Genomic DNA, 2049 nt, shown 5'->3' with positions numbered 1-2049 from the left:
AGTGGTGCGGGTTAGAGTGGCCATAACGCAGGGGTAGTATCCCACCAGCGCCTCCATCGAAACTAGCGTTCCGACTTCTACGGCTCCTACCTATCCTGTACATGCGGTACAGACACTCAATATCAAACTACAGTAAAGCTCCATGGGGTCTTTCCGTCCTGTCGCGGGTAACCTGCATCTTCACAGGTACTAAAATTTCACCGAGTCTCTCGTTGAGACAGTGCCCAAATCGTTACGCCTTTCGTGCGGGTCGGAACTTACCCGACAAGGAATTTCGCTACCTTAGGACCGTTATAGTTACGGCCGCCGTTTACTGGGGCTTCAATTCGTACCTTCGCTTACGCTAAGCACTCCTCTTAACCTTCCAGCACCGGGCAGGCGTCAGCCCCTATACTTCATCTTACGATTTTGCAGAGACCTGTGTTTTTGATAAACAGTCGCTTGGGCCTATTCACTGCGGCTGATCTGACGATCAGCACCCCTTCTCCCGAAGTTACGGGGTCATTTTGCCGAGTTCCTTAACGAGAGTTCTCTCGCTCACCTTAGGATTCTCTCCTCGACTACCTGTGTCGGTTTGCGGTACGGGTCGTTGTTTTCTCACTAGAAGCTTTTCTCGGCAGTGTGACGTCAGGAACTTCGGTACTATTATTTCCCTCCCCATCACAGCTTGTCCTTAAAGTTAGAAGCATTTGACTCCTATCAAGACTTACTGCTTGGACAGACATTTCCGATCGTCTGCATTCCTTAGCCTCCTGCGTCCCTCCATTGCTCAAACAAAAACAACGAGTACAGGAATATCAACCTGTTGTCCATCGCCTACGCCTGTCGGCCTCGGCTTAGGTCCCGACTAACCCTGGGCGGACGAGCCTTCCCCAGGAAACCTTAGTCATTCGGTGGACAGGATTCTCACCTGTCTTTCGCTACTCATACCGGCATTCTCACTTCTAAGCGCTCCAGCAGTCCTCACGATCTACCTTCAACGCCCTTAGAACGCTCTCCTACCAATACACCTAAAGGTGTACTCCACAGCTTCGGTAATATGTTTAGCCCCGGTACATTTTCGGCGCAGGGTCACTCGACTAGTGAGCTATTACGCACTCTTTAAATGGTGGCTGCTTCTAAGCCAACATCCTAGTTGTCTGTGCAACCCCACATCCTTTTCCACTTAACATATATTTTGGGACCTTAGCTGGTGGTCTGGGCTGTTTCCCTTTCGACTATGGATCTTATCACTCACAGTCTGACTCCCGGATATGAATGAATGGCATTCGGAGTTTATCTGAATTCGGTAACCCGAGATGGGCCCCTAGTCCAAACAGTGCTCTACCTCCATCATTCTCAATTCCGAGGCTAGCCCTAAAGCTATTTCGGAGAGAACCAGCTATCTCCAAGTTCGTTTGGAATTTCTCCGCTACCCACACCTCATCCCCGCACTTTTCAACGTACGTGGGTTCGGTCCTCCAGTGCGTTTTACCGCACCTTCAACCTGGACATGGGTAGATCACATGGTTTCGGGTCTACGACTACATACTCAAACGCCCTATTCAGACTCGCTTTCGCTGCGGCTCCGTCTCTTCAACTTAACCTCGCATGCAATCGTAACTCGCCGGTTCATTCTACAAAAGGCACGCCATCACCCATTAACGGGCTTTGACTTGTTGTAGGCACACGGTTTCAGGTTCTATTTCACTCCCCTTCCGGGGTGCTTTTCACCTTTCCCTCACGGTACTGGTTCACTATCGGTCACTAGGGAGTATTTAGCCTTGGGAGATGGTCCTCCCGGATTCCGACGGAATTCCTCGTGTTCCGCCGTACTCAGGATCCTCCTAGGTGCCTTCCAAATTTCATCTACGGGGCTTTCACCCTCTCTGACTGACTTTTCCAAGTCATTCGACTATCTGAAAGAACTACCATATCGGAGTCCTACAACCCCAATGAGCAAGCTCATTGGTTTGGGCTTTTCCCGTTTCGCTCGCCGCTACTCAGGGAATCGAATTTTCTTTCTCTTCCTGCAGGTACTTAGATGTTTCAGTTCTCTGCGTCTACCTC

General features: G+C 50.3%; 1 rRNA gene. It reads right to left on the bottom strand.

The window, feature by feature from the left end:
- Positions 1-2049 (bottom strand): 23S ribosomal RNA (locus P3R27_RS14225); the annotation flags it as partial.

The organism is Enterococcus spodopteracolus, from assembly GCF_030441955.1.
Taxonomy (GTDB): Bacteria; Bacillota; Bacilli; order Lactobacillales; family Enterococcaceae; genus Enterococcus_B; species Enterococcus_B spodopteracolus.
Note: the sequence above shows the minus strand (reverse complement) of the source record. Positions and strands in the feature narration are given on the sequence as shown.